We start from the raw sequence: 21,559 nt of genomic DNA, 5'->3' as shown, positions 1-21,559 counted from the left end.
GAAGCCTCCTTGAAAAAGTGCGGTTCATTGGATGGGCGCCAGCTTGGCAGGGCCAGGAGATGCCGGCAGCAAGGAAGCCGATTGATGCAGGCGCCGCTTTGTGATCGGCAGGCAGTCCGTTGCCGCAGCGGTGCGCATAGACCGCAGGAGCTGGCACAGCAAGGACGTCGTTTCGGGAGGGGCGGCTGGAACTCTTTGGACGACCTTGGAGCTATCCCCTGGGGATAGCTGCTGGTGCATCGCGGGCGCATGACAGTTGCTACAACCGCCCGCGGGGGAACGGCGATGGGCGAACTACTGTCCGCCGGCCGGCTTGGCGCTGAGCGCCACCGACTCGATGCGGTACGGCAGGATGCCCACGCGCCGGGCCTCGACCTTGAACGTGACGCGCTCGTTCTCGTCGGCGTCCTCCCATTCGTCGCGCACGGTGCGGCCCTCGACCAGCACCCGCATACCCTTCTGATACAGCGTCTTCCAATGATCGGCGTCGCGGTGCCACAGCTCCACCGGCGCCCAGAAGCCGCCGCGATCTTCGTACTCGCCGTCCTTCTTCGGGATCGGGTTGTCGAAGTAGACGTTCAAGCGAAGCAGCCGGCGCGGCTCGTCGTTGCCGTTCGGGAATTCGCGGTAGTCCGGCGCAGAACCGATGTTGCCCTCGCCGACGAAGTGCGTGCTCATGGTGACTCCTTGGTGGTGGGTGGAACGGACGCGGTACGCCCGTGGACGCGCCGCAGGTAAGCCGCTTCGGCCTGCGCGGCCTTGTTGGCGCATTCCAGGGCTTGGCGAGCGATGCTGTGGGTCAGGCTGATCTGCATGTTCAGTACGATGCGCTGCAGTTCGATCGCGTACAGCTCGTCGATCAGCGAGCCCGGCGTCGCGGGGTTGGCCAGCAGGGCCTCCCACAACGCCACGCCCATGGAGGAACGGTCGAGGTTGCGCCAACGCAGGAAGGTCGTCCCTGCGCCAGTGGCCTGCTGGGCCAGTTGCACGTCGAGCAGGCTGAAGGGGTAGGCGCGTGCCTGGGGCAGCACACGCCGCTGCGCCAGGCCAATCAGGTCGTCGCGCAGCGCTGCGCACTGGCTGGCCCAGGTCTCCAGACTCCCCTTACCCTTAAAGGGCTGTAAAAGGCCTTTTAGGTAGGCCGCATGTTCCAGCCGCCGGAAGTCCGTCTGTTCCAGCGGAACGAAGTGCGCGGAAGGGGTCAATGCCGTCATGTCGTGGCATCCTCGTCTGGTGCCCCATCGGGTGCGCCATCTTTCGGTGCAAGCTTCACCGCATCGGCGGCAGGCGCCGCAGCCGGCGCACCGGGCCGGTTCGCCCGCCGTGCGATGGGTGGCGCGAAGCGCGAGCGGCGCGTGCCTTCCAGCACGTCCTGCGGCAACTCGCCGAACTTCTCCAGCGCCGCTCGCGCCGCGGCGTTCTTCGCAGCGAAGTCGTCGCGCGTCGTGCATGTTGATTTCCACGCAGAAGTGACCCACTAACCCCCGGGATTTCCATCCAAACCTGACCCACGTACTAACCCTAACCTGCTGCTTTGCTGAGCAGCAGGAGACCAGGAGTGATAGACGTGGCAACACTGAGTGTCATCAGGCGCTGGGCCCTGCGAGAGCAGCTGTCCATCCGGGAGATAGCCCGCCGCACGGGCCTCTCGCGCAACACCATCCGCAAGTACCTGCGCGTAGGCGAGGCCGAGCCGCACTATGCCAAGCGGGTCAGTCCATCCAAGCTCGATCCCTTCGCCTTGAAGCTCGCTGGCTGGCTCAAGACGGAAGCTGGCCGATCCCGCAAGCAGCGCCGCACCGTCAAGCAGATGTACGTGGATCTGCAGGCGCTCGGTTATGGCGGCTCCTACAACCGCGTAGCGGCCTTTGCCCGCCTCTGGCACGAGCAGCGCCTTGTGGCCCAGCAGACCACTGGCCGCGGCACCTTCGTTCCCCTGGCCTTCGGTCCGGGTGAGGCCTTCCAGTTCGACTGGAGCGAGGACTGGGCTGTTCTCGCCGGCGTGCGCACCAAGCTGCAGGTAGCCCACTTCAAGCTCAGCCACAGCCGAGCGTTCTACCTGCGCGCCTATCCGCTGCAAACGCACGAGATGCTGTTCGATGCCCACAACCATGCATTCGCAGTCCTGGGCGGTGTGCCCCGCCGTGGCATCTACGACAACATGCGCACCGCCGTAGACCGGGTGCGCCGTGGCAAGGAGCGCGACGTCAATGCGCGCTTTGCGGCCATGGTCAGCCACTTCCTGTTCGAGGCCGAGTTCTGCAATCCTGCTTCGGGCTGGGAGAAGGGCCAGGTGGAGAAGAACGTGCGCGATGCCCGCCATCGCCTGTGGCAGGTGGTGCCGCCATTCCTAAGCCTGTCCGATCTCAATGCCTGGCTTGAAGAGCGCTGCGTGGCGCTGTGGCACGAGATCGAGCACGGCAAGCTGCCGGGCACCGTCGCGGATGTCTGGGCTCAAGAGAAGGCAACCTTGATGCCGATGCCCCGGCCCTTCGATGGCTTTGTGGAGCACACCAAGCGCGTCTCACCCACCTGCTTGGTCCACTTCGAGCGCAATCGCTACAGCGTGCCGGCGCCGTATGCCAATCGACCGGTGAGCCTGCGGGTCTATGCCGATCGCCTGGTGGTCGCTGCCGAAGGCCAGATCGTGTGCGAGCATCAGCGCCTGATCGAGCGTAACCACCATGGTGCGGGACAGACCGTGTACGACTGGCGCCACTACCTGGCAGTGCTGCAGCGCAAGCCCGGGGCCTTGCGCAATGGTGCTCCATTCCTGGAACTGCCAGCAGCCTTCAAGCGCCTGCAGGCCGCCCTCTTGAAGCAGCCAGGCGGCGACCGAGAGATGGTGGAGGTTCTGGCTCTGGTGCTGCACCACGATGAACAAGCTGTGCTCGCTGCAGTGGAGTTGGCACTGGAGTCAGGGGCTGCCAGCAAGACCCACATCCTGAACGTGCTGCACCGCCTGCTGGACGGTAAGCCCGCCCCAGCACCGGTCACCTCGCCCCAGGCCCTCAAGCTGTCTGTGGAACCCCAGGCCAACGTGCTGCGCTATGACCAATTGAGGGAGGTGCGCTATGCGTCATGACCCTGCCATCGCTTCCATCGTGATCATGCTGCGCGAGCTCAAGATGCACGGCATGGCCCAGGCGGTTGCGGAACTGGCTGAGCAAGGTGCGCCGGCCTTCGACGCAGCGCAGCCCATCCTGTCCCAACTGCTCAAGGCCGAGACCGCCGAGCGGGAGGTGCGCTCTGTGGCCTACCAACTCAAGGTGGCCAGGTTCCCTGCGTACCGGGACCTGGCTGGGTTTGACTTCAGCCACAGCGAGGTGAACGAGGCATTGGTACGCCAGTTGCACCGCTGCGAATTCTTGGAGAACGCCAACAACGTGGTGCTGGTGGGTGGACCGGGTACGGGCAAGACCCACATCGCCACAGCCCTCGGGGTGCAAGCCATTGAGCACCATCACCGCAGGGTGCGGTTCTTCTCCACGGTGGAGCTGGTCAATGCACTGGAAGAGGAGAAGGCCCAGGGCAAGCCGGGGCAGATCGCGCACCGCCTAGCCTATGCCGATCTGGTGATCCTGGATGAACTGGGCTACCTGCCATTCAGCACGTCAGGAGGAGCCTTGCTGTTCCACCTGCTGTCCAAGCTGTACGAGCGCACGAGCGTCGTGATCACCACCAACCTGAGCTTTAGCGAGTGGGCCAATGTGTTCGGAGATGCCAAGATGACCACGGCGCTGCTGGACCGGCTCACGCATCACTGCCATATTCTTGAGACCGGCAATGACAGCTACCGGTTCAAGAATAGCTCCGCACAGCAACCACCACAGACCACCAAGAAGGAGAAGGCGACCAAGAACTTATCCACAACGTGAGCGTGAAGCTCACGAACCAGGGTGGGTCAAGATTCGATGGAAATGGTGGGTCAGCTTTGCATGGAAATCAACACCTTGGGAGCCCACAGGCCATACCAGGTGTAGAACTCCAACCCCTTCAGTCCGGTCTCCTCGGTGGTGGGGATCTCCGGCGCGGAGGCCAGTCGCGTGCGGCCGGTGACCGCGAGCGCCTTGACCTTCCCGCCCTTGACCAGCGGCACCGCCGTGACGGCCGGGTCGAACATCGCGGACACCTGGCCGCCCATGAGATCGTTCAGCGCCGGCGCGTTGCCCTTGTAGGGGACGATCAGGATGTTGACGCCGGCGGCGCGATTGAAGAGCTCTTCGGCAATGTGACTGGCCGAGCCAATGACCGAAGTGGCAAAGGTGATCGAATCGGGCTTGGCCTTGGCCAGCTGTGCCAGTTCGAGCGGAGTTCGGGCGGGCAGCGAAGGCGTGACCATCAGGACCAGCGGCCCCTTGGCGACCTGGGAAATCGGCGTGAAGTCTTCCAGGGCCCGGTATGGGCTCTTGTCCATGATCTCCGGGTTGATAACGTGCGCCGAAGGGTTCAACAGGATCGTGTAGCCATCCGGCTTGGCGCGCATCACGTCCACGGTCCCGATGTTCCCTGACGCCCCGCGGCGTCCGGGAGGGCGACGAATACGTCCTGAACGGGACCAAGCGCTTCATCACGAATGCGCCGCGCGCGGGAGCGTTCACGCTGATGGCGCGCACCGAGGGCCCGGGCGCGGGCGGAATCACCGCGTTCATCGTTCCTGCCGGTTTGCCGGGGCTGACGCTCGGGAAGCCCGATCGGAAGATGGGCCAGCGGGGCACCAGGACCTGCGACGTGAACCTGGACAACGTCCGCGTCCCGGCGCACAACATCATCGGCGGGCAACCCGGTAAGGGCTTCAAGACCGCCATGAAGGTGCTGGACCGGGGCCGCCTCCACATCTCCGCCATTGCCTGCGGCATGGCGCGCCGCATCCTGCAGGAGAGCGTCGTCTACGCGCAGCAGCGCAAGCAGTTCGGACAGAGGATCGGCGACTTCCAACTGGTGCAGGCCATGCTCGCCGACAGCCAGGCCGAACTTCTCGCCGGCTGGGCGCTGGTGCAGCAGGTGGCGCGCCGCTACGACGCCAAGCCGTTCGGCGTGCCGGACCCGGACGTGAGCATGCAGGCTTCGTGCGCCAAGATGTTCACCACCGAAATGGTCGGCAGGGTCGCCGACCGCGGCGTCCAGGTTCACGGTGGCGCCGGTTACATAAACGAATACAAGGTCGAACGCTTCTACCGCGACGTGCGCCTGCTGCGGCTGTACGAGGGCACCACCCAGATCCAGCAGGTGGTCATCGGCAAGCACCTGATGCGGCAGGCGTGAGCGCACGGGCGCTTGCGGTGTTCGCCCGCTCACTCCGGCGCGCGGTAAACCTTCACGGCGCAATGTGAAGCGGCGATGAGGTCTCCCTCCGGCCCGAGCAGTCTTCCACTGCAAAACGTGATGCCACGGCCGCGGCGCTCCACCAGCGCCTCCACCCGGATCCGCGTACCGCTTTGCGCTTCGCTGGTGAAGTTGACGGAGAGCATCACCGTCGCGCCGCCGGCAAGAGCGGACTCGTCGTTCAAGGTGATCGCTGCATAGACGCACCCGGCGTCCAGGAGGGCCGAGATCATTCCGCCGTGCAGAGTCCCGCGCCGGTTGCAGTGCCGCGGGTGAACCTCCAGCTCCAGCACGCACCAGTCCTGGCGCAGTTCGACCAGTTCGACGCCCAGCATCCCGAGGAAGGGGCTGTCCATAGTCCTTGTCCTTGTGTTCATCGCGCTGCTCCAGGATGGTTGCGACCAGTTTGCCTGTGTACTCCACGCGCATCGACTCGTCGGGCGATCCGGTTGACTCGGGCTGACGCCTCCATCATAATGAAATTACAGCATACAAAATGAAATTGCCAGACAGATTGCAAGGAGCGCTTATGAAGAAAGTCGTCCGCCTGGGTGCGGGTTCCGGGTTCTGGGGCGATGCGATGGATCCGGCCGTGGAGTTGCTCGAGCGCGGTGAGCTCGACTACCTGTGTTTCGATTTCCTGGCCGAACTGACCATGGCGCTGCTGCAGCGGCAGAAGCTCAAGAACCCGCAAATGGGTTACGTGCCCGACGCGGTCACGTACATGAACGCCATGCTGAAGACGGCGCGGGATCGCGGCACGAAGCTGATCTCCAACGGCGGCGGCGTGAATCCCCGGGCCGCCGCGGAGCGGATCGCCGAAGGAGCGCGCGCGGCCGGCCTGCAGGGCACGCGGATCGCGCTGGTCGAAGGCGACGACCTGCTGCACAAGCTCGACGATCTCATCGCGCAACGCGTTCCCATGGTCAACATGGATACCGGCGACAGCGACTTCGCCGCCATCCGCTCCCGCGTGGTGTCGGCGAACGTCTACACGGACAGCACCGGCATCGTCGAGGGTCTCGCGGGTGGCGCCGACGTGGTGATCGCGGGCCGGGTGTCCGACAACGCGGTCTACGTCGGGCCGCTGGCCCACGAATTCGGCTGGGCGCGCGATGCCGCGCACGTGAACCGCTTCGCTTCCGCCGTGACGCTGGGACACATCGTCGAATGCGCGGCCGCCTGCACCGGCGGCATGTCCTCCCGCTTCGCCGAAATGCCCAACATGGGCCGCGTCGGCTTCCCCATCGTGGAGTTTTCCGCCGACGGCAGCGCGGAGGTCACGAAGCTCGCGGGCACCGGTGGCCGGGTCGACCTGTTCACGATCAAGGAGCACCTGGTCTACGAGATCGCCGACCCGCGCAGCTACCTGATGCCGGATGCCGTGGCGGACTTCACCTCGCTCAAGCTGGAACAGGCCGGCGAGGACCGGGTGCGCGTGAGCGGCATCACCGGCCGCCCGGCCCCCGACATGCTGAAGCTGGTGGTCGGTTACCAGGACGGCTGGATCGGCGAGAGCATGGCCTTCTTCCCCTGGCCCAATGCCTTCGACCGCGCCGTGAAAGCCAGGCAGACCATGCTGGAGCGTTTCGAGCGCATGGGCCTCGAGGCCTCGCAAGTGCATTTCGACTTCATCGGCGTGAACATGCTGCACGGTCCCGGGGCACCGAAGCCCGACCCGGCGGTGGCCAACCAGTTGCCGGAAGTGGGGCTGCGCTGCGCCGTGCGTACCCGCACGGCGGAAGAGGCGGACAAGGTGCGGCGCGCCGGTTCGCACCTGTGGATCATGGGCCCCGGGGGCACCTCGTTCGGCACACCCATGAAGCCGCGGCCGGTGATCTCGCTCTGGCCGACGTTGATCCCGCGGTCCTTCGTCGAGCAGAAGACCGAAATCCTGGTGAGCTGAGGAGAAGAACATGGCGAAGATCGTTCGAGACATCGCTTACGTCCGCTCCGGCGACAAGGGCGACGTGTGCACGGCCGGCGTGATCGCGCGCACGCCGGCGGACTATGCAGTCCTGAAGGCCAGCGTGACGCCGGCCGCGGTGAAATCGCTGTACGGGGACTGGGTGCGCGGCGACGTCCATTGCTATCCGATGGACAACATCGAAGCGGTGGTCGTGGTGATGGAGCGCGCCCTCGGCGGCGGGGCGACGAAGACCCTGCGCCTGGACCAGACCGGCAAGTCACTCGGCTACGCCCTGCTGCGCCTGCCGGTGCTCGACTGACGATGGCCGTCCTGCGTTCCTCGCTGCGCACGGCGGATCCCGCGTACGCAGCCAACAGCGCGGCCTACGCCAGGCTGCAGGAGCAGGTCGCGGCGGCCCGCACCGCCGCCGTCGCCGGCGGTGGCAGCCAGGCGAGCCAGGCCCACCTCAAGCGCGACAAGCTGCTGCCGCGCCACCGCATCAACGTCCTGCTCGACCCCGGCACTCCGTTCCTGGAGATCGGGCAGCTGGCGGCGCACGGCCTGTACGAAGGTGCCGTGCCGAGCGCCGGCATCATCACCGGCATCGGCATCGTGGAAGGCCGGCCGTGCATGGTCATGGCCAACGACGCCACGGTGAAGGGTGGAACCTACTATCCGCTCACGATCAAGAAGCAGGTCCGGGCGCAGGCCATCGCGCGCGAGAACGGCCTGCCTTGCATCTACCTGGTGGACTCGGGCGGGGCCTTCCTGCCGCTGCAGGAAGACATCTTCCCGGACGAGAACCACTTCGGCCGCATCTTCCGCAACATCGCCGAGATGTCCTCCATGGGCCTCAAGCAGATCGCAGCGGTCATGGGGCAATGCACGGCGGGTGGTGCGTACATCCCCGCCATGTGCGATGAAACGATCATCGTCCAGGGGAACGGCACCATCTACTTGGGCGGGCCGCAGCTGGTCCAGGCCGCCACGGGCGAGGTCGTCGACCACCAGACGCTCGGTGGAGCCGACGTCCACACACGGATGTCCGGTGTGGCGGACCACCTGGCCCGCGACGAGCTCCACGCCCTCTCCACGGTACGCGAGATCGTGGCCCGCCCCGGTCCCGGCCGGATCGCCAGCCCGCCGCTGGCGCCGGCCGAACCCCTGTACGCGCCATCGGAGCTTCCCGGCCTCATCCCGGAAAATCCGAAGCAGCCGATCCCCGCCCGCGAGATCCTGGCGCGCATCCTGGACGGCAGCGAACTGAACGAGTACCGGGAGCGCTATGGCAGCACCCTGATCTGCGGCACCGGGGCCATCGGGGGCTATCCCGTGGGTGTCCTGATCAACGACGGTGTCCTGTTCAGCGAAAGCGCCCAGAAGGCCGCGAACTTCATCGAGCTTTGCAGCCAGAGCGCCATTCCGCTGGTGTTCCTGCACAACATCAGCGGCTTCATGGTGGGCGTGAGCTACGAGCAGGGCGGCATCGCCAAGGACGGGGCGAAGATGGTCAACGCGGTGTCGACGTCGCGCGTGCCCAAGTTCAGCGTCATCGTGGGCGGCAGCTACGGTGCCGGCGCATATGCCATGTGCGGCCGGGCGTTCGGGCCGCGGCTGATGGCCGCGTGGCCGAACGCGCGCACCTCGGTGATGGGCGGCGAACAGGCAGCGACCGTCCTGGCGCTGGTGCGCGAAGAGCAGCTGGCCCGCAAAGGCCAGCGGTTCACGCCCGAGGACGCCGAGGCGTACAAGCAACCGATCCGCGAGCGCTATGCCGCCGAGAGCACCGCGGTCAACGCCGCTTCCAAGCTTTGGGTGGATGCGGTGATCGACCCGGCCGACACGCGGGCGTGGCTGGCCATGGGCCTTTCGCTCGCCGCGGCTTCCCCGCAGCAGGACACGCGTTTCGGCGTGTTCAGGATGTGAGCATGTTCAAGCGAGTCCTGATTGCCAACCGTGGCGAGATCGCCTGCCGCATCGCCCGCACCTGCCGCGCGATGGGCATCGAGTATGTAGGTCTCTATACCGACGTGGACGCAGCGGCCCCCCACCTCGAGGGAACCGCTGCGCGAGTCCGGATCGGCACCGGTCCGGCGGCGCAAAGCTACCTGGACATCGAGCGCATCGTCGCGGCGGCGCGCGAGACCGGCTGTGATGCCGTGCATCCGGGCTACGGGTTCCTGTCGGAAAACAGCAGGTTCGCAGCCGCCGTCGCCGCGGCCGGACTGACCTTCGTCGGCCCGAAGCCGGAGACGATAGCCACCCTGGGGGACAAGGCGCGTGCGAAGGCGCTCATGGAAGCGGCGCGCGTCCCCGTGGTGCCCGGTGGCGGCGACGCCAGCGATGACCCGGAAACCGTGGAGGCGATGGTGCGCAGGGTCGGCTTCCCGGTGCTGCTGAAACCCAGTGCCGGCGGCGGCGGCAAAGGCATGCGCGTGATCGCCGATGCCGCGGAAGTGCGTGAGGCGGTCGCCTCCGCGATCCGGGTGGCACGCAGCAGTTTCGGCGATGGCCGCCTGATCGTCGAACGGTTCATCGAACAGCCGCGCCACATCGAGGTGCAGGTTTTCGGTGACAGCCACGGGAACGTGGCGCACCTGTTCGAGCGCGAGTGTTCGCTGCAGCGTCGCCACCAGAAGGTGGTGGAGGAGGCGCCGGCCCCGAACTTGCCGGAGGCGGTGCGCAGCCGCCTCGTCGAGGCCGCGGTGCGCGGCGCCCGCAGCGTGGGTTACCTGAATGCCGGCACCTTCGAATTCATCGTCGCCCGGGACTTCCAGTTCTACTTCCTGGAGGTGAATACGCGCTTGCAGGTGGAGCACCCCGTGACCGAGAGCGTCACCGGGCTGGACCTCGTCGAATGGCAGCTGCGCGTGGCCGCCGGCGAGTCCTTGCCGCTGGCCCAGGAAAGGATCCGCTGTGACGGCCATGCCGTGGAATGCCGGATCTATGCGGAAGATCCGGCCCACGATTTCCGTCCGTCGCCGGGCGAGGTGGGCGCGGTACGCTGGCCGCGGCACGTCCGCGTGGAGGCCGGGATCGCTGCCGGCGGCGTCGTGCCGCCTTTCTACGACCCCATGGTGGCAAAGCTGGTGACGCATGCGCCGTCACGCGAGACCGCGCTGGCACGGATGGTCGAGGCGCTGGACGAAACCGCCCTGATGGGGCTCACCACCAACATCGGCTATTTGCGGCGCGTCCTGGTGGACGCCGGCGTGCGCGCGGCGCAGGTGCACACCCGCTATCTCGACGAGCACGGCAGCCGGTTCGCCACCCACGGCGGGACCGCCCGGGCGGCAGCGTGTGCAGCGACCATCGGGCCACGGTCCGCCACCGCCAGGCACCCCTGGGCTTGCGCGCACGTGGCGGATCGCGCCAGCCTGGATCCGCAGGCGCCGCTGGGCCGCGTGCACCTGTGGGCGGGCGAACAGCAGTTGGCGGCCGCCCTGCAGGCGCGCACCGCGGATGGATTTCGCGTCGGTGTGGATGACGCGTCGTGGGACGTGGCTGCCGCGCAGGAAAGCGACGGCTTGCACCGGGGCCGCATCGGGGCGGGCACCTGGTTCGCGCAATGGCGACAGGGCCTTTGGGAACTGCAGGTCCATGGCGACCGCTTCCCGCTCCAGCCGGCGCGGACTCGCCGCTTCGACGAAGCTGCCACCGCGGGATTGGCAGTGGCGCCCATGTCGGGGACCATTGCCGCGTTGCCCGTGGCAGCGGGCGAACGCGTGGCCGAAGGGGCCACCGTGGCCGTGGTGGAAGCCATGAAGATGGAGCACAGGGTGGTCGCGGCGCGCGAGGGGATCGTGCGCGCCCTTGCCTTCCGGGTCGGCGACACGGTGAAGGCCGGCGAGCTGATCGTCGACATCGAGTGAGCGTGCGGGAGGCGTGCCGCTGCTAGACTTGCTGCTAATTTCATTCTGACGATGGCAGTGAATCTTCCGGCCCCTCCCGCCGACGCGCCCGCGCGTCCCTCGGAAGTCCGTGTGCTTGCGCGCGGCCTGGCCATCCTGCGCGCGTTCGAGCCCGCCAACGAGTGGCGGACGAACACGGAACTCGCCACCCTGACCGAATTGCCGAAACCGACGGTGTCCCGGCTCACGGCCAATCTGACGGAATCCGGCTACCTGATCTACTCGGCCGAACGCGCCGCCTACCGCCTGAGCACTTCGGTGCTCGCGCTCGGTTACGTTGCGGCATCGAACCGCAATCTGGTCGTGATCGCCCGCCCCCTCATGCAGGAGTTCGCCGATCAGCACAACCTCTCCGTCGTCCTGGGCTCGCCGGACGGGGGCAGCATGGTGTGCAATGAAGTGGCCCACAGCCGGAGCCTGCTGTTCACGCTGCGCGTTCGCGTCGGCTCCCGCCTGCGCATGGGACAGTCGGCCCTCGGTCGTGCCCTGATCGGATCGATGGGCGATGCGGAGCGCGATCGCGTGCTCGCGAGGCTCGAGGAAACGGACCACGAAACCTGGTCCGTGCTGCACGGGCAGCTCAAGACCGTGGTGTCCCAGATGCAGCGGCGCGGGTATGTCATCGCCGCGGGCACGCTGGAACGCGGGACCAACGGCGTGGCCGTGGTGATCGATACGCCGGACGGGCCGCATGGCTTTGCACTGGGCTGCGCGGCGCCCTCCGGGATCCTGAGCGTGTCGCGGATCGAGAGCGAGGTTGCCCCGGACCTGCTCGCGCTCAAGCGTAGGCTGGAAGCGGATCTGAGCGTGACGGCCGACGGCCCGGACAGCTGATGGTCCGCAAGCGCGACACCAAGGCCTTCGCCCAGCACTCCGACCGCGCGCACGATCCGGGCGCCGAAGTCGACTCGCTGCGCCGCGGCCTGGAACTGCTGCGACTGTTCGACGCCCGGCATCGATCCCTCCAGGCCGCCGACATCGCGGCCAAGCTCGGCCTGTCGCGCGTTACGGCCGCCAAGCTGATCGCCACGCTCGAGAGCCAGAATTTCCTGCGCCCGTCCAGCCATGGCGACGGTGGCTTCGAACCCCACGTGGCCTGCCTGGCGCTCGGACGCGCAGTGAAGCGCAGCCTGCCGATCGTGCCGGTGGCGAAACCGAGGATGCTGGCCCTGTCGCAGCGTTTCGGCGTGCACGTGACGCTTTCGACCCGCGATCGCCTCCACATGCTGGTGGTGGAGCACGTGGTGCCCAGCGGCCAAGTGCGCATGGGCCTGGACGCGGGCGCGCGGCTGCCCCTGCTCAGTTCCGCGTCGGGGCGTGCTTATCTGGCCGCCCAGCCGGAGCCGGCACGGAGCAAGTTGGTCAAGTTGATCAAGGCCGACGAGACCCAAGGCGCATTCCGCCAGGCCACGGTGGACGCAGCCGTCCACGAACTCGAGAAGCGAGGGTGGTGCTTCCTCGCGTCGCCCGTCACGAGCCAGACGAATTCGATCGCCACGCCGATCCGCGCCGGCGCCAGCGCCGATTACGTCCTGACGGCCATGGCGGTCGGCCCGGACGTGAAGCACGACCTGCGGGACGAGGTCGCCCCCGATCTGCTCAATCAGGCGCGGCAGATCGCTTTCGAACTCGGCGCCGCCGGTTAATCCGCTCCTTCGGCTCGCGCAGCGGGCAAGCCCCGTGCCTGCAGCCGCGCCAGCACAGCCTCAACCGCGGTCAGGTGTTCCGGCGTGAGATGGGCAATGGCCTGGAACGCGGCTGCCAGGTCCAGATGCTTGGCCAGCGTGGTGTGCTCCGCATCGCGCAGCAATCTCTTGGTCATCCGCACCGCGCGCGCAGGATGCTGCGCGATCCGGTTGGCGATCGCATGCGCGCGGTCCAGCAGTTGACTCCCGTCCACCACCTGCGACACCAGGCCGATGCGCAGCGCCGTCTCGGCGTCGACGGGATCGGCGGTGAAGGCCATTTCCATGGCGTTGGACCTGCCGATCAGGCGCGGGAGCATCCAGGCACCGCCGTCACCGGGGACGATGCCGAGTTGCACGAAGCTGAACGAGAAGCTCGCGTTGCGGGCGGCCAGCCGGATGTCGCAGAAGCACGCCAGGTCGCAGCCGGCTCCATAGGCCGGGCCGTTCACCGCGGCGATCGTCGGGATGTCGATCTCGCTCAGCGCGCGTGGCACCTGGTGCACCGAACGCCGATACCGCTCCTCGATGTCGGCCGCCGTCCCGGCCGAAAAGCCTTCGCGCGCCGCCATGTTGCGGATGTCGCCGCCGGCGCAAAACGCCGCCCCCTGGCCCGTGATGACGAGGGCGCGCACGCTGGTGTCCGCCGCGACCGAGCGGATCTGGCCGGCCAGTTCCAGGAACTGCGCCTCGGACGCCAGCCGGTTCAAGGTCTCCGGATGATCGAGCCGCAGGGTGACGACGTCACCCTGCCGGCTCGCTTGCACGAACGGGCGGGCGGCCGGGCCGCTCATGCGCCGATCCAGCGTGGCGCCCGTTTTTCGGCGAAGGCGCGCGGTCCTTCGATCGCGTCCTGGCTGGCGTACACGCGCTCGTGAAAGCGCTTGGCCGCCTGCAGCCCTTGCTCGCAGCCGAGGTCCATCGCCGCGCCCACGCTCTTCTTCGCCGCCCAGATCGTCAGCGGCGCGTTGGCCGCGATGGCGCGGGCGAGTTCCCGTGCGCGCGCGCGCACCGCGTCGGGATCGGCCTCGACGTAGTTGACGAAGCCGAGCTGGTGGAAGCGCTCGATCGGGATCATCTCGCCGGTGAACATCAGTTCCAGGAGGAAGGGCTGCGGCAGCATCCACAGCATCGGCACGCCCCAGGGCGAGCCGCGCCCCACCTTGGACTCCGAGATCCCGCCGCGGGTGCCTTGCATGCCCACGCGCAGGTCGCTGTTGGCCGCCAGCACCATGCCGCCCGCGGTGAAATGGCCCGTCATCGCGGCGATGATCGGCTTGGACACGCGCCGCATGCGTTCGTGGAACGGATCGCGCAGCAGCTGCAGCATGTCCTTGCCGGTCTCCGCGCGCACCTTCGCGGCTTCCTTCAGGTCCATGCCGGCGGAGAAGGTGCCGCAGTCCGACGACGTGATGATGGCCACGCGAACCGCGTCGTTGCTCTCGACGTCGTCCCAGATCTCGAGCAGCCGCTCGCAGACCGCGAGCGACAGCGCATTGCGCTGGGCGGGACGGTCGATGCAGACCGTCGCCACTCCGTCTTCGACGTCGTAGCGGACCGGCGCCTCCGAGGTGCCCGGGATCACGGATGCTGCTCGGCCGCCGTTCATTCCGCCTCCACGCCCGCGGCCTTGACCAGCTTGCCCCAATGCACGCTCTCGGCGGCGATGAACTTGCCGAATTCCGCCGGCGACATCTGGCGCAGCAGTTCGTAGCCGGTCGCATCGATCTGCTTCTGCACCTCCGGGATCGCCAGCACCGCGGCCATTTCACGGTTCAGGCGGTCGACCACGGCCTTGGGCGTACCCGCCGGAGCGAACAGGCCGTTCCAGTTGCCGATCTCGAAACCGGGCAGCACTTCCTTCATCGCGGGCACGCCGGGCAACTTCGCCGAGCGCTCGGGCGTGACGCCCAGCGCCTTCAGCTTGCCTGCGCGGATGTGCTCGAGGCCGGTGGTGAAATCGATGAACATCATCTGCGTCTGGCCGCCGAGAAGGTCGGTGACCGCCTGGCCGTAGGCCTTGTACGGGATCTCCACCAGGTTGGTCTTCGTCATGACGCGGAACGTGCTGCCCGTGATGCGGGTGGTGCTGTTGGCGTACGGGAACGAGATCTTTCCGGGATGGGAGCGCGCATAGGCGATCAGCTCGGGCACGCTGTTGACCGGCAGCGAGGGATTGACCACCAGCACGTGCGGCACGCCGCCGACGATCGCCACCGGGGTGAAGTCCTTTTCACCGTCGTAAGGCAGCTTCTTGAAGAAGTACTGGTTGGCGACCTGCGTCGTGTTGGTTCCGAACAGGAGCGTGTACCCGTCCGGCGCGGCCCGGGCCGCGAACTCGGTGCCGATCAGGCCGGTTGCGCCCGGCTTGTTGTCGACGACGACGCTTTGGCCGAGACGCTTGCCGAGCGGGCCCGCGATCACCCGCAGGATCGCGTCCGTGGGGCTCCCGGCCGCAAAGGGCAGGACGATCTTGATCGGCTGGGTCGGATAGGCGGCCTGGGCGGAGGCGTTGCCGCCGATGCCCAGCATCGCGGCAAAGGACAGGGCGAGGGCGGCGAGGGTTCTGGATTGCATGGATTTGACTTCTTGGAGTTCTGGGTGGCGTGGCGAGCGGCTCAGGCGGCGGGGCGCGTCTTCACCATGCGCAGCGGGTTGTACGTGAGCACCACTTCGCCGCGCTGATTGACGACCTTGTTGGAGGTGCGCAGCAGGCCGCGGTCCGCCTTGCTGGTCGCCCGCGCCTCGACGACTTCGCATTCCACGTGGATGGTGTCGCCCGCGGTGGTCGGCTTGTGGACCTTCACGTCGGCTTCGAGGAAGGCCATGCCGGTGCGCTGCATGGTGCTTTGCATCAGCAGCCCTTCGGCGGTGCAGAACACCAGGGAGCCGGGCACGGGCCGCGAGCCGATCACCGACACCTCCTTGATGTATTCGACGTTGGTGAACATCTCTTCCACCATGCCGACGGCGGCCACGTACATGGCGATGTCTGCTTCCGTGATGGTCTTGCCCAGCGTGCGGAAGCGGTCGCCGACCTCGACGTCGTTCCAGTGGAGGCCGACCCCCATGATCTGGAGCCCGTTCTTGTCCTTCAGGATGGGTGTCTTCATTGAATCCGCCGTGTGTTCAGAATGAAATTAGCAAGTGCCAAGTGAAATTACAGCGCGCATGGATGCAGTTGTCAAGGCAGCGACGCCACGGCCACAGCTCGGAGCACTAGCGGAACCGAGCTTGACAGTGCCTGGCGGCGTTGCTCTAATTCCACTTCGTTGGCCTATATTTCGTTCTGAAGGAACAGCGAAGATGATGAATCTCCCCTACGGGGAACTCGCGATCGGGCAGCGGGCCCGATCCCGCGGCCGCACGATCACCGAGACCGATGTGGTCAATTTCTGCGGGCTGACCGGGAACTGGCTGGAGATCCACGCCAATGCCGAATTCGCCAAGAAGTCGATGTTCGGCCAGCGGGTGGTGCAGGGAGGACTGGTGTTCGTCATCAGCAACGCGCTGTTCGGCTTCGACTCCGCCGTCGTCGAAGCGTTCTACGGCGTCGACAAGCTGCGCTTCCTCAAGCCCACCTTCATCGGCGACACCCTGCACGCGGAAAGCGAAATCATCGCCATGCGCGACAAGGGCGACAAGCACGGCGTGGTGACCGCCCAGCTGTGGGCGGTGAACCAGCGCTCGGAACGGGTCTTGAGCTGCGAGTTCACGCTGCTGATCCGCCGCGAGCGCCTCATCGTCGACTGACACCCCATCCTGGAGACAAGCGAAGCCATGAATTTCCTGAGCCCGGAACAGCAACTGTGGAAGGACACCGTCGACCGCGTGATGCAGGACGAGATCACGCGCGAGTACGTGCGCGAGTGCGACGTCAATCGCAACTACCCCTACGAAGCGTATGAGAAGGTGGCCCGCATGGGCTGGCTGCGGCTGCTGGTGCCGGAGGAGAACGGCGGCGACGGCGGCAGCATCTTCGACTACGCGCTGATGTGCGAAGGCCTGGCGCGCTACGGCTTCGACTTCGCCACCGCCTTCATGGTGTCGACGTTCACCGCCATGAACATCTGCAAGTTCGGCACGCGCGAACAGCAGGAACGCTTCCTGCCCGCCTTCATGAAGGGCGACATCCGCTTCTCGATCTCCATCTCCGAGCCGTCCGCCGGCTCCGACGCGGCCAACACCCGCACCCGCTCGGAGGAGACGCCCGAGGGCTGGCGCATCACGGGCCAGAAGCTGTGGTGCTCCGGCGCCGCCGCCCGCAACACGGTGATCGCGATGCTCACGCGCAGCGACAAGGCCGCAGCCAAGCACAAGGGCCTCACCGTGCTGCTCGTGCCCAACGACACGCCGGGGCTGGACATCCGCCGCCTGCCCACGATGGCGCGCCGCGCCACCGGCACGACCGAGATCTTCGCCGATGGCGCTGTGGTGCCGCCGGCCAACCTGCTGGGCCAGCCGGGCGACGGGTGGAAGATCATCACCGATCACCTGGAGCTCGAACGCATCGCCGTCTCCGCCGCTTACGTGGGCAACGCGCAGCAGGCCGTGAGCGATGCGCTGAAATACGCGCACGAACGCATCCAGTTCGACAAGCCGATCTACGACTTCCAGGTGATCCGCCACATGCTGGCGGACATGCAGACCGCGGTGGACGCCGCGCGCCTGATGGTGTATCGCGCCGCCGACATGGCCTCCCGCGGCGAGCCCTGCCAGCGCGAGGTCTCGATGGCCAAGCTGATCGCCTCCGAGACGCTGCAGACGGTCACCCGCAACGGCATGCAGATCCTGGGCGGCCACAGCATGCTGCCCGAAGCGGACATGGAGCGTTACTTCCGCGAAGGCATGCAGTCCACCATCGGCGGCGGCACCTCGCAGATCCAACGTACCCTGATCGCCAAGTCGCTGAGCCTGTGACCACGCCGACCGCTTCCCCGACGACCCCCGCCGCCCCGCTGGCCGGCTTGCGCGTGCTGGACCTCACGCGTATCCTGGCGGGCCCCTGGGCCACCCAGAACCTGGCCGACCTCGGCGCCGAGGTCATCAAGATCGAGCACCCGAACGGCGGCGACGACACCCGCCAGATGGGCCCGCCCTTCGTGCGCGACCAGCACTCCGGCGAGCCCGTCGACGCCGCCTACTTCCTGGCGGCCAACCGCGGCAAGCAGTCGGTGGCCATCGACATCGCCACGCCCGAGGGCCAGAAGCTGGTGCGGGCGCTCGCCGCGCGCTGCGACATCCTGGTGGAGAACTTCAAGGTCGGCGGCCTGGCGCGCTATGGCCTGGACTACGCCACGCTGCATGCCGAACTGCCGCGGCTCGTGTACTGCTCGATCACCGGCTTCGGCCAGACCGGGCCCTACAAGCAGCGCGCCGGCTACGACTACCTGATCCAGGGCATGGGCGGCCTCATGAGCGTCACCGGCGAGCCCGACGACAAGCCGGGCGGCGGGCCGCAGCGCGCGGGCGTCGCCCTGGCCGACGTGATGTCCGGCATGTATGCCGCCCTCGGCATCCTCGCGGCGATGCGACATCGCGACCTCACCGGCATCGGCCAGCACCTGGACATCGGCATGCTCGACGTGCAGGTGGCGGTGCTCGTGAACCAGTCAATGAACTACCTCACGACCGGCAAGGCACCCACCCGCATGGGCAACGGCCACCCCAACATCGTGCCGTACCAGTACTTCCCGGCGAGCGACGGCCAGTTCATCCTGGCCGTCGGCAACGACGCCCAGTTCCGCCGCGCCATGCAGGTGCTGGGGCTCGAAGCCGAGGCGGCCGACCCGCGCTTCACCACCATCGCGCTGCGGGTGGCCAACCGCGACGCCCTGCTGCCGCTGATGGCCGAGCGCACCCGCACCCGCACCGTCGACGAATGGGTGGCGGCCATGGAGTCGGTGGACGTCCCCTGCGGTCCGATCAACACGATCGACCGCGTATTCGCCGACCCGCAGGTCAAGGCCCGCGGCATGCAGCTGACGCTGGCGCACAAACGCGCCGGCGAGATCCCCTCGGTGGCCAACCCGATGCGCTTCTCGGAAACGCCGATCCGCTACGAGAACGCGCCGCCGCTGCTCGGACAGCACACCCGCGACGTCCTGCGCCGCGTGCTGGGGGCGAGCGACGCCGAGATCGCGGAATGGATCGCGCAAGGCTTCGTCAAGGAAACACCGTGAGCAAGGCCCCATCGGAAACTGGCCAGCAGAGGACTTAAGCCCCGGCCACATAAACTTCAGGAGACAAACCGTGAACCTCCGCTCCTCCCTGCGCGGCCTGCTGGCAGGCGCCGCGCTGTTCGGCGCCGCTTGCGCGGCCTTCGCGCAGACCGCCGCCACCTTTCCCAGCCGGCCGATGCGCATCATCGTTCCTTTCGCCGCCGGCACCACCACCGATCAGGCCGCGCGTTACATCGCCCAGAAGATCACCGACCATTACAAGCAGCCCGTGGTGGTGGATAACAGGGCAGGCGCCAACGGCTTCATCGCACTGCAGTACCTGCTGAGCCAGCCGGCCGACGGCTACACCTTCACCATCGGCACCAACACCACGCACGCGGCCAACAGCGCGCTGTTCAAGAAGCTGCCCTACGACCCTGTGGCCGATTTCGTGCCGCTGTCGGGCGTGACCATCGGCGGCGTGGTGCTGGTCGTGGCGCCGAGCACCCCCGCGAACAACGTGCAGGAGCTGCTCGCCCTGGCGAAGACCAGGAAGATGACTTTCGGCAGCGGCAACTCCTCCTCGCGCGCGGGCGGCGAGGTGCTGCGCGAACTGGCCGGCGTCGACCTGCTGCACGTACCGTACAAGGCGCTTCCCGCGGCCATCACCGACGTGATCGGCGGCCAGATCGACATGGTGTTCGGCGATGCCCCCGCCGTGATGCCGCTGGTGAAGGCCGGCAAGCTCAAGGCACTCGGCGTCTCCACGAAGGAGCGCATGCCCGGCTACGAGGAGATCCCCACCATCGCCGAACAGGGCGTGAAGGGCTACGAGACCAACGGCTGGCTGGCTGCCTTCGCCCCGAAGGGCACGCCGCCCGACATCGCGGACAAGCTGAGCAAGATGATCGCCGACATCATGCGCACGCCGGAGGCGGCCAAGTACTTCGGCGCCAACGCCTGGAAGCCCATTCCCTCGACCCGCGAAGAACTCGCGGCCTTCCAGAAGGCGGAGCTCGCGCGCTGGGCGCGCCTGGTGAAGAACGCCGGCATCGAGCCGGAGTGATCCGGCAGCGCCCCGCACTGCGCCTGAGGACAAGCATGGCGACTCTCGTCGAACAACTGGCCGCGTTCACGCAGGTGCGCCATGCGGACCTGCCGCCGGCCGTGGTGGCCGAATGCAAGCGGCTGCTGCTGGACTCGATCGGGGCGGCGCTTGCCGCCACCGACTCGCCCAAGGGCCGCATCGGCATCGACTACGGCCGCCTGCAGGGTGCCACCGGCCGCGCGACGATCATCGGCACCGGCGACCGGCTCAACATCTTCGGCGCGGCGTTCGCCAACGCCGAACTGATCAACGCGCTGGACATGGATGCCATCCTGCCCCCGGGCCATGTGACGCCCTACGTGCTGCCCGGCGCGCTGGCGGTCGCCGAGGAGCGCGGCCTGGGCGGGCAGGACGTGCTGCGCGCGATCGCGGTCGCGCACGAGATGTCGTGGCGCCTCGGCAAGGCCATGGACTACCTGCGCGACACGCAGGACGGCAAGGTGGCGACGCCGCCGGTGTACGGCTACAGCAGCACCGTCTTCGGCGCCACCGCCGCTATCGGGATGCTGCAAGGTCTCTCGACCGAGGTGATGGCGCACGCGCTGGGCATCGCCGGCTCCATCTCGCCGGTGAATGCGCAGATGGCCTGGTTCGACCATGCGCCGAGTTCGACCATCAAGTACCTGCTGGGCGGCGCGCTCACGCAGGCCGCCCTCACCGCCGCCCACATGGCGGCGCTGGGCCACCGGGGCGACCGCATGCTCCTGGATGACCGCGAGGTCGGCTATGCGCGCTTCATGGGCACGCGGCGCTGGGAGCCCGAGGTGATCACCGCCGGACTGGGCCGCGAATGGCACTTCCCGGGCGAGACCTCGTACAAGCCTTATGCGCACTGCCGCGTGCTGCATGCCCTGGCCGACGTGCTGATCGACATCGTGCGCACGCAGGCCTTGCGGCGCGAGGAAATCGACGGCATCAAGGTGTGGGTCGAGGGGATGGTCGAACGGCCGATCTGGCTCAATCGCGAGATCCACGACGTGATGGATGCGCAGTTCAGCATCGCGCACGGCATCGCGCTGGCCGCGCACTGCCCACCGACGGCGAGGGCCTGGCAGGACCCGGCCCTCGTATTCCAGCCCTCCGTCCTGGCGCTGATGGAGAAGGTGACGCACGAGGTCCATCCCGACTACGTCAAGCTGCTCACCGGCCACGGGGGCAGCCGCCCCGCCAGGGTGGAGGTACGCGCGCGCGGCACCACCTTCACGGGCGAGAAGCGCTTCCCTAAGGGCAGCCCGTCACCCGACCCGTCGACCGCGATGACGGACGCCGAGCTGATCGCCAAGTTCCGCGACAACGCCGAGGGCCGCCTCGCCCCCGCACAGGCCGATGCGCTCGTCGACGCGGTGTTCGGGCTGGAGGCGGTGCGGGACTTCGGCACGCTGATGGCCCTCACCGCGCCGGCGCCACGCCACCCGCCCGCGACGGCCCCGTCCGCCGCGCTCGCGTGAACCGCGCAGCCG

At 67.5% G+C, this 21,559-nt stretch carries 21 protein-coding genes and 2 pseudogenes; 14 read left to right on the top strand and 9 right to left on the bottom strand.

Going from position 1 to position 21,559, the window contains the following annotated elements; all coding sequences use genetic code 11:
- Positions 1 to 294 precede the first annotated feature (294 nt).
- The 3 genes and pseudogenes from ALIDE2_RS09400 to ALIDE2_RS24325 all read right to left on the bottom strand — a co-directional run.
- Positions 295 to 678 (bottom strand): single-stranded DNA-binding protein, encoded by a 384-nt coding sequence (locus ALIDE2_RS09400; RefSeq protein ID WP_013721963.1) that lies wholly within the window; start codon positions 676 to 678, stop codon positions 295 to 297.
- Positions 675 to 1,214 (bottom strand): DUF3158 family protein, encoded by a 540-nt coding sequence (locus tag ALIDE2_RS09395; protein WP_013721962.1) that lies wholly within the window; start codon positions 1,212 to 1,214, stop codon positions 675 to 677. The genes ALIDE2_RS09400 and ALIDE2_RS09395 overlap by 4 nt, the downstream gene beginning before the upstream one ends.
- A pseudogene (locus ALIDE2_RS24325) lies at positions 1,211 to 1,447 on the bottom strand (AcaB family transcriptional regulator); the annotation flags it as partial. The gene ALIDE2_RS09395 and the pseudogene ALIDE2_RS24325, both read right to left, overlap by 4 nt.
- A 111-nt stretch (positions 1,448 to 1,558) precedes the next feature.
- On the opposite strand from ALIDE2_RS24325, the gene istA reads away from it, so the two are divergent.
- Together istA and istB are read left to right on the top strand one after the other, a co-directional pair.
- A complete protein-coding gene (istA, locus tag ALIDE2_RS09390; RefSeq protein WP_013721961.1) occupies positions 1,559 to 3,085 on the top strand; it encodes an IS21 family transposase in 1,527 nt (508 codons plus the stop codon).
- Positions 3,075 to 3,878, top strand: a complete 804-nt coding sequence (istB, locus tag ALIDE2_RS09385) for an IS21-like element ISThsp10 family helper ATPase IstB (protein ID WP_005800888.1) — start codon at positions 3,075 to 3,077, stop codon at positions 3,876 to 3,878. Before istA ends, istB begins: the two co-directional genes overlap by 11 nt.
- A 50-nt stretch (positions 3,879 to 3,928) precedes the next feature.
- Here the strand turns inward: istB and ALIDE2_RS09380 are convergent, their stop codons facing one another.
- Positions 3,929 to 4,486: a Bug family tripartite tricarboxylate transporter substrate binding protein gene (locus ALIDE2_RS09380; protein ID WP_049791327.1), complete on the bottom strand. Its 558-nt coding sequence runs from the start codon at positions 4,484 to 4,486 to the stop codon at positions 3,929 to 3,931.
- Positions 4,487 to 4,533: 47 nt separating this feature from the next.
- On the opposite strand from ALIDE2_RS09380, the pseudogene ALIDE2_RS09375 reads away from it, so the two are divergent.
- Positions 4,534 to 5,265: pseudogene (locus tag ALIDE2_RS09375) on the top strand (acyl-CoA dehydrogenase family protein); the annotation flags it as partial.
- Between the two features lie 29 nt (positions 5,266 to 5,294).
- Here ALIDE2_RS09375 and ALIDE2_RS09370 read toward each other — a convergent pair.
- A complete protein-coding gene (locus ALIDE2_RS09370) occupies positions 5,295 to 5,681 on the bottom strand; it encodes a PaaI family thioesterase (RefSeq protein WP_013721960.1) in 387 nt (128 codons plus the stop codon).
- Positions 5,682 to 5,854: 173 nt separating this feature from the next.
- Here ALIDE2_RS09370 and ALIDE2_RS09365 point away from each other — a divergent pair, with 173 nt between their 5' ends.
- From ALIDE2_RS09365 to ALIDE2_RS09340, 6 genes are read left to right on the top strand one after another with little or no spacing between them, the layout of a single operon-like run.
- On the top strand, positions 5,855 to 7,231 hold the full coding sequence (locus ALIDE2_RS09365) for an acyclic terpene utilization AtuA family protein (RefSeq protein WP_013721959.1): 1,377 nt from the start codon (positions 5,855 to 5,857) through the stop codon (positions 7,229 to 7,231).
- A 10-nt stretch (positions 7,232 to 7,241) separates the two neighbouring features.
- Entirely contained in the window at positions 7,242 to 7,553 is a 312-nt protein-coding gene (locus ALIDE2_RS09360) for an AtuA-related protein (RefSeq protein ID WP_013721958.1), read from the top strand.
- 2 nt (positions 7,554 to 7,555) lie between these two features.
- Positions 7,556 to 9,160, top strand: coding sequence for a carboxyl transferase domain-containing protein (locus ALIDE2_RS09355; protein WP_013721957.1), 1,605 nt, complete (start codon positions 7,556 to 7,558; stop codon positions 9,158 to 9,160).
- Positions 9,161 to 9,162: 2 nt separating this feature from the next.
- Positions 9,163 to 11,106 carry an acetyl/propionyl/methylcrotonyl-CoA carboxylase subunit alpha gene (locus tag ALIDE2_RS09350; protein ID WP_013721956.1) on the top strand — a complete coding sequence of 648 codons (1,944 nt, stop codon included), beginning with the start codon at positions 9,163 to 9,165 and terminating at the stop codon, positions 11,104 to 11,106.
- Positions 11,107 to 11,157: 51 nt separating this feature from the next.
- The gene (locus ALIDE2_RS09345) at positions 11,158 to 11,979 is read left to right on the top strand and encodes an IclR family transcriptional regulator (RefSeq protein WP_013721955.1); all 822 of its coding nucleotides are present in this window, start codon (positions 11,158 to 11,160) and stop codon (positions 11,977 to 11,979) included.
- Positions 11,979 to 12,791 carry an IclR family transcriptional regulator gene (locus ALIDE2_RS09340; protein ID WP_013721954.1) on the top strand — a complete coding sequence of 271 codons (813 nt, stop codon included), beginning with the start codon at positions 11,979 to 11,981 and terminating at the stop codon, positions 12,789 to 12,791. Before ALIDE2_RS09345 ends, ALIDE2_RS09340 begins: the two co-directional genes overlap by 1 nt.
- On the opposite strand, the gene ALIDE2_RS09335 is transcribed toward ALIDE2_RS09340, so the two are convergent.
- From ALIDE2_RS09335 to ALIDE2_RS09320, 4 genes are read right to left on the bottom strand one after another with little or no spacing between them, the layout of a single operon-like run.
- Positions 12,788 to 13,624: an enoyl-CoA hydratase-related protein gene (locus tag ALIDE2_RS09335; RefSeq protein ID WP_013721953.1), complete on the bottom strand. Its 837-nt coding sequence runs from the start codon at positions 13,622 to 13,624 to the stop codon at positions 12,788 to 12,790. The two genes, ALIDE2_RS09340 and ALIDE2_RS09335, sit on opposite strands and share 4 nt — an antisense overlap.
- Positions 13,621 to 14,439 carry an enoyl-CoA hydratase/isomerase family protein gene (locus tag ALIDE2_RS09330; protein WP_013721952.1) on the bottom strand — a complete coding sequence of 273 codons (819 nt, stop codon included), beginning with the start codon at positions 14,437 to 14,439 and terminating at the stop codon, positions 13,621 to 13,623. The genes ALIDE2_RS09335 and ALIDE2_RS09330 overlap by 4 nt, the downstream gene beginning before the upstream one ends.
- Positions 14,436 to 15,407, bottom strand: coding sequence for a Bug family tripartite tricarboxylate transporter substrate binding protein (locus ALIDE2_RS09325; RefSeq protein WP_013721951.1), 972 nt, complete (start codon positions 15,405 to 15,407; stop codon positions 14,436 to 14,438). Before ALIDE2_RS09325 ends, ALIDE2_RS09330 begins: the two co-directional genes overlap by 4 nt.
- Before the next feature lie 41 nt (positions 15,408 to 15,448).
- On the bottom strand, positions 15,449 to 15,943 hold the full coding sequence (locus tag ALIDE2_RS09320) for an FAS1-like dehydratase domain-containing protein (protein WP_013721950.1): 495 nt from the start codon (positions 15,941 to 15,943) through the stop codon (positions 15,449 to 15,451).
- Positions 15,944 to 16,136: 193 nt separating this feature from the next.
- Here ALIDE2_RS09320 and ALIDE2_RS09315 point away from each other — a divergent pair, with 193 nt between their 5' ends.
- The 5 genes from ALIDE2_RS09315 to ALIDE2_RS09295 all read left to right on the top strand — a co-directional run bounded on the left by ALIDE2_RS09315 (position 16,137) and on the right by ALIDE2_RS09295 (position 21,547).
- Positions 16,137 to 16,583 carry a MaoC/PaaZ C-terminal domain-containing protein gene (locus tag ALIDE2_RS09315; RefSeq protein ID WP_013721949.1) on the top strand — a complete coding sequence of 149 codons (447 nt, stop codon included), beginning with the start codon at positions 16,137 to 16,139 and terminating at the stop codon, positions 16,581 to 16,583.
- A gap of 27 nt (positions 16,584 to 16,610) precedes the next feature.
- The gene (locus ALIDE2_RS09310) at positions 16,611 to 17,750 is read left to right on the top strand and encodes an acyl-CoA dehydrogenase family protein (protein ID WP_013721948.1); all 1,140 of its coding nucleotides are present in this window, start codon (positions 16,611 to 16,613) and stop codon (positions 17,748 to 17,750) included.
- Positions 17,747 to 19,012 carry a CaiB/BaiF CoA transferase family protein gene (locus ALIDE2_RS09305; RefSeq protein ID WP_013721947.1) on the top strand — a complete coding sequence of 422 codons (1,266 nt, stop codon included), beginning with the start codon at positions 17,747 to 17,749 and terminating at the stop codon, positions 19,010 to 19,012. Before ALIDE2_RS09310 ends, ALIDE2_RS09305 begins: the two co-directional genes overlap by 4 nt.
- Positions 19,013 to 19,082: 70 nt before the next feature.
- A complete protein-coding gene (locus ALIDE2_RS09300) occupies positions 19,083 to 20,057 on the top strand; it encodes a Bug family tripartite tricarboxylate transporter substrate binding protein (RefSeq protein WP_013721946.1) in 975 nt (324 codons plus the stop codon).
- A 35-nt stretch (positions 20,058 to 20,092) separates the two neighbouring features.
- Positions 20,093 to 21,547, top strand: a complete 1,455-nt coding sequence (locus ALIDE2_RS09295; protein WP_013721945.1) for an MmgE/PrpD family protein — start codon at positions 20,093 to 20,095, stop codon at positions 21,545 to 21,547.
- Positions 21,548 to 21,559 lie beyond the last annotated feature (12 nt).

It is taken from the genome of Alicycliphilus denitrificans K601 (assembly GCF_000204645.1).
Taxonomy (GTDB): Bacteria; Pseudomonadota; Gammaproteobacteria; order Burkholderiales; family Burkholderiaceae_C; genus Alicycliphilus; species Alicycliphilus denitrificans.
Note: the sequence above shows the minus strand (reverse complement) of the source record. Positions and strands in the feature narration are given on the sequence as shown.

Coding starts and splice junctions, on each gene's coding strand:
- ALIDE2_RS09400 (WP_013721963.1), bottom strand. CDS start 678: ATGAGCACGCACTTCGTCGGCGAGGGCAACATCGGTTCTGCGCCGGAC.
- ALIDE2_RS09395 (WP_013721962.1), bottom strand. CDS start 1,214: ATGACGGCATTGACCCCTTCCGCGCACTTCGTTCCGCTGGAACAGACG.
- istB (WP_005800888.1), top strand. CDS start 3,075: ATGCGTCATGACCCTGCCATCGCTTCCATCGTGATCATGCTGCGCGAG.
- ALIDE2_RS09380 (WP_049791327.1), bottom strand. CDS start 4,486: ATGCGCGCCAAGCCGGATGGCTACACGATCCTGTTGAACCCTTCGGCG.
- ALIDE2_RS09370 (WP_013721960.1), bottom strand. CDS start 5,681: ATGGACAGCCCCTTCCTCGGGATGCTGGGCGTCGAACTGGTCGAACTG.
- ALIDE2_RS09365 (WP_013721959.1), top strand. CDS start 5,855: ATGAAGAAAGTCGTCCGCCTGGGTGCGGGTTCCGGGTTCTGGGGCGAT.
- ALIDE2_RS09360 (WP_013721958.1), top strand. CDS start 7,242: ATGGCGAAGATCGTTCGAGACATCGCTTACGTCCGCTCCGGCGACAAG.
- ALIDE2_RS09355 (WP_013721957.1), top strand. CDS start 7,556: ATGGCCGTCCTGCGTTCCTCGCTGCGCACGGCGGATCCCGCGTACGCA.
- ALIDE2_RS09350 (WP_013721956.1), top strand. CDS start 9,163: ATGTTCAAGCGAGTCCTGATTGCCAACCGTGGCGAGATCGCCTGCCGC.
- ALIDE2_RS09345 (WP_013721955.1), top strand. CDS start 11,158: ATGGCAGTGAATCTTCCGGCCCCTCCCGCCGACGCGCCCGCGCGTCCC.
- ALIDE2_RS09340 (WP_013721954.1), top strand. CDS start 11,979: ATGGTCCGCAAGCGCGACACCAAGGCCTTCGCCCAGCACTCCGACCGC.
- ALIDE2_RS09335 (WP_013721953.1), bottom strand. CDS start 13,624: ATGAGCGGCCCGGCCGCCCGCCCGTTCGTGCAAGCGAGCCGGCAGGGT.
- ALIDE2_RS09330 (WP_013721952.1), bottom strand. CDS start 14,439: ATGAACGGCGGCCGAGCAGCATCCGTGATCCCGGGCACCTCGGAGGCG.
- ALIDE2_RS09325 (WP_013721951.1), bottom strand. CDS start 15,407: ATGCAATCCAGAACCCTCGCCGCCCTCGCCCTGTCCTTTGCCGCGATG.
- ALIDE2_RS09320 (WP_013721950.1), bottom strand. CDS start 15,943: ATGAAGACACCCATCCTGAAGGACAAGAACGGGCTCCAGATCATGGGG.
- ALIDE2_RS09315 (WP_013721949.1), top strand. CDS start 16,137: ATGATGAATCTCCCCTACGGGGAACTCGCGATCGGGCAGCGGGCCCGA.
- ALIDE2_RS09310 (WP_013721948.1), top strand. CDS start 16,611: ATGAATTTCCTGAGCCCGGAACAGCAACTGTGGAAGGACACCGTCGAC.
- ALIDE2_RS09295 (WP_013721945.1), top strand. CDS start 20,093: ATGGCGACTCTCGTCGAACAACTGGCCGCGTTCACGCAGGTGCGCCAT.